Origin of the sequence: Phenylobacterium sp., from assembly GCF_044371015.1 — a bacterium.
Classification (GTDB): Bacteria; Pseudomonadota; Alphaproteobacteria; order Caulobacterales; family Caulobacteraceae; genus Phenylobacterium.
The window spans coordinates 1-3,086 of record NZ_JBILUK010000311.1 but is presented as its reverse complement, the minus strand read 5'-3'; the positions used below and the strand labels follow the sequence as shown (position 1 = coordinate 3,086).

Genomic DNA, 3,086 nt, shown 5'->3' with positions numbered 1-3,086 from the left:
TGAGGACCGGCGCGCCGGCTCAGCGCGGCAGCCACTGACGCACCTCGTGCAGGTCGATGGCGATGCGGACGCAGAGGCTGTGCATCTCGTCGGTCGGGTGCAGCATGTCGGGCACCATCACCGTCATCATCCCTGCGGCGGCGGCGGCGCGCACGCCGTTGTGGCTGTCTTCCAGCGCCAGGCAGTCGGCCGGATCGACGCCGAGCGCGGCGGCGGCCTTGAGGAAGGGCTCGGGATGCGGCTTGCCCTGGGTCTGGACGTCGCGGGTGATCAGAGCGTGGAAGCGGTCAACCAGGCCGTGAGGTCCGAGGCTGGCGCGCACGCTGGCCAGGTTGGACGAAGTGGCGATGGCGCGCGGCAGGTCCAGTTCGTCCAGGTGGTCGAGCAACTCCGGCGCGCCGGCCTTGAGCGGGATCCCGACGGTGGTGAGCTCGGCGCGGAAGTGCGCGCTGACCTCGGCGTTCCAGGCGGCGAGGTCGAAGTCGGCACCGTAGTGCTCAAGCACGATCGCGTCGCTGTGCGCATGGGTAAGGCCGACCATCCGCTGAAAGACCGGCATGGGCATGTCACGCCCGAGCGGCGCCGAGGCGCGGTTCATGGCGCGGAAGACCACGGTCTCGGTGTCAACCAGCAGGCCGTCCATATCGAAGATCACGGCCCTGGGCGGACGCGGCAGCGCCATCAGTCGACCACGAATTCGTCGGCCCGGTAGCCCTGGAAGTAGAGCAGCGCGGTGAGGTCGGCGTGATCGACCTTTGCGTGGGCCTGCGCCGCCACCAAGGGCTTGGCGCGGTAGGCGACGCCAAGCCCCGCGGCCTGGATCATCGCGAGGTCATTGGCGCCGTCGCCGACCGCCAGGGTGGCGGAAAGCGGCGCCTCGATCTCGGCCGCGAGTTGCTCGAGGGCCGCGAGCTTGGCTTCCTTGCCCAGGATCGGTTCGCCCACCGCGCCAGTGAGCGCGCCATCGGCCTCGATCAACGTGTTGGCGCGGTCGAGGTGGAAGCCGGCGGCGGCTGCGACGCGCGACGTGAAGAACGTGAAGCCGCCGGACACGAGCGCGCAGCGGGCGCCGTGCGCGGCCATGGTGCGCACCATCGTCCGCGCGCCGGGATTCAGCCGCACCCTCTGGTCATAAGCCTGCTGGAGCGCAGAGGCGGCGAGGCCCTTGAGCATGCCGACCCGTTCCCGAAGCGCGCCCTCGAAAGCCAGTTCGCCGCGCATGGCGCGCTCAGTGATGGCGCTGATCTCGGCCTTGAGACCCGCAAAATCAGCCAGTTCGTCCAGGCATTCCACGTTGATGATCGTGGAGTCCATGTCGGCAACCAGCAGCCGCTTGCGGCGACCGGCGGCGGGCTGCACGCAGACATCAATCGCCAGGCCGTCGAGTTCGGTTGCGGCGACGGCGCGGGCGGTTTCCGGATCGCCCAGCAGGGGCAACTCGAAGGCCTCAGGGCCCAGCGCATTGGGACCCTTGACCGCAAGTCCGGCGCCTGAGAGCGCCGAGCGGACGCGGCTGGCCGCCGCTTCGGTGGCGTCCGGTCCGACAAGTGTGGCGACGAGTTCCATGCGCCGCCGCATCTGGCGGATCACGGTCGATGGGGCAAGGGGCGTGAGGTACAATGGCGTTGTGCGACGCGACCTCCCACCCGCTCGTCCCGGCGAAAGCCAGGATGCAGATTCAGCCCGACCGGGAGGATATCGGCCCCTGGGGCCCGTTATTCGTCGGGATGCTCGGACTTGGGAAGGGCGGGCGCAGTGACCCCCCGAATCTGGCTCATCTCCGGCCCTACGGCGAGCGGCAAGTCGGGGCTGGCGCTTCGGCTGGCGACTGTGGTTGGCGGGGAGATCGTCAATGCGGATGCTTTGCAGCTCTATGCCGACCTGAGGGTGCTGACCGCGCGGCCGTCTGCGGCGGAGGAAGCTCACGCGCCGCACCACCTGTTCGGCGTAGCGGACGGCGGCGAGGGCTGGTCCGTCGGACGATGGCAGCGGGCGGCGTTGGCGGTGATCGGCGAGATCGCGGCGCGCGGACGGGACGCCATCGTGGTGGGCGGCACCGGACTCTACTTCACCGCGCTGACCGAGGGCCTGGCGGAAGTCCCCGAGGTCGCCCCCGGGGTCAGGGCCGAGGCCGGGGCTGACTTTGATCGGCTCGGCGAGACCGCGTTTCGGGCGCGGCTGGCGGGGGTCGATCCGGCGGCGGCGGAGCGGATCGGAGCGGGCGATCGTCAACGGCTGGCGCGGGCCTGGGAGGTCTATGCCGCCACCGGTGTGGCGCTCAGCGATCATCAGTCCCGGGCGACCGGCGCCCTGCCGGTCGGAAGCTGGCGGGCCGTCGCGCTGGAGCCGCCGAGATCTGGGCTCTATGCCCGTTGCGATGCGCGCCTCGGGTCGATGCTGGATGAGGGCGCGGAGACGGAGGTGGCGGCGCTGATGGCTCGCGGGCTGGACGCCACGCTGCCGGTGATGAAGGCGGTCGGCGTGCGGGAAATCGCCGACTGGCTGTCGGGCAAGACCTCGCGGGCGGCCGCGCTGGCCGCCGCCCAGCAGGAGACCCGTCGCTACGCCAAGCGCCAGATGACCTGGATGCGGGGCCGCATGGCCGACTGGCCGCGCATCACCTCCGAGACAGCCGAGGATCAATGGGGGCAGTTTCTTGCGCTGAACCCCGACTTGACGCCCTGAAGCGGGCATGAGACACACGCCACCGAACTGTCTTTGAGGAAAAGTGCGTGCGCGCCCTTCTCGTACTTCCAGAGCGACCCTGACCGACCGGTTCCCGTGAACCGGCCGCCAAGGTCGCATGTCCCAGGCCCCCCGAGGGCCTTTTTTATTGCTCTCAGCTCAGGTCCAGAAAGCCATGACCGCCCATCAGACCATCGAAGCCCAGCAGGACACCCTCTCCGGCGCGGAGATCGTGGTGCGCGCGCTCATCGACCAGGGCGTCGACACCCTCTTCGGGTATCCGGGCGGGGCGGTGCTGCCCATCTATGATGCGTTGTTCGCAGAGCCCCGGCTGAAGCACGTCCTGGTCCGGCACGAGCAGGGCGCGACCCATGCCGCGGAAGGCTATGCACGCTCGACCG

General features: G+C 69.9%; 4 protein-coding genes. 2 read left to right on the top strand and 2 right to left on the bottom strand.

The features are described 5' to 3' along the window. Positions 1-19 precede the first annotated feature (19 nt). Both ACIQ3R_RS16825 and serB read right to left on the bottom strand, forming a co-directional pair. Entirely contained in the window at positions 20-682 is a 663-nt protein-coding gene (locus ACIQ3R_RS16825) for an HAD family hydrolase (protein WP_397420006.1), read from the bottom strand. Continuing rightward, a complete protein-coding gene (gene serB, locus ACIQ3R_RS16820; protein ID WP_397420005.1) occupies positions 682-1,566 on the bottom strand; it encodes a phosphoserine phosphatase SerB in 885 nt (294 codons plus the stop codon). Before serB ends, ACIQ3R_RS16825 begins: the two co-directional genes overlap by 1 nt. 189 nt (positions 1,567-1,755) lie before the next feature. Between serB and miaA the strand changes: the two genes are divergently transcribed. Both miaA and ACIQ3R_RS16810 read left to right on the top strand, forming a co-directional pair. After that, positions 1,756-2,685, top strand: a complete 930-nt coding sequence (miaA, locus tag ACIQ3R_RS16815; RefSeq protein ID WP_397420004.1) for a tRNA (adenosine(37)-N6)-dimethylallyltransferase MiaA — start codon at positions 1,756-1,758, stop codon at positions 2,683-2,685. A gap of 175 nt (positions 2,686-2,860) precedes the next feature. Continuing rightward, the coding region (locus ACIQ3R_RS16810; RefSeq protein WP_397420003.1) for a thiamine pyrophosphate-binding protein at positions 2,861-3,086 on the top strand (226 nt) is incomplete at its 3' end.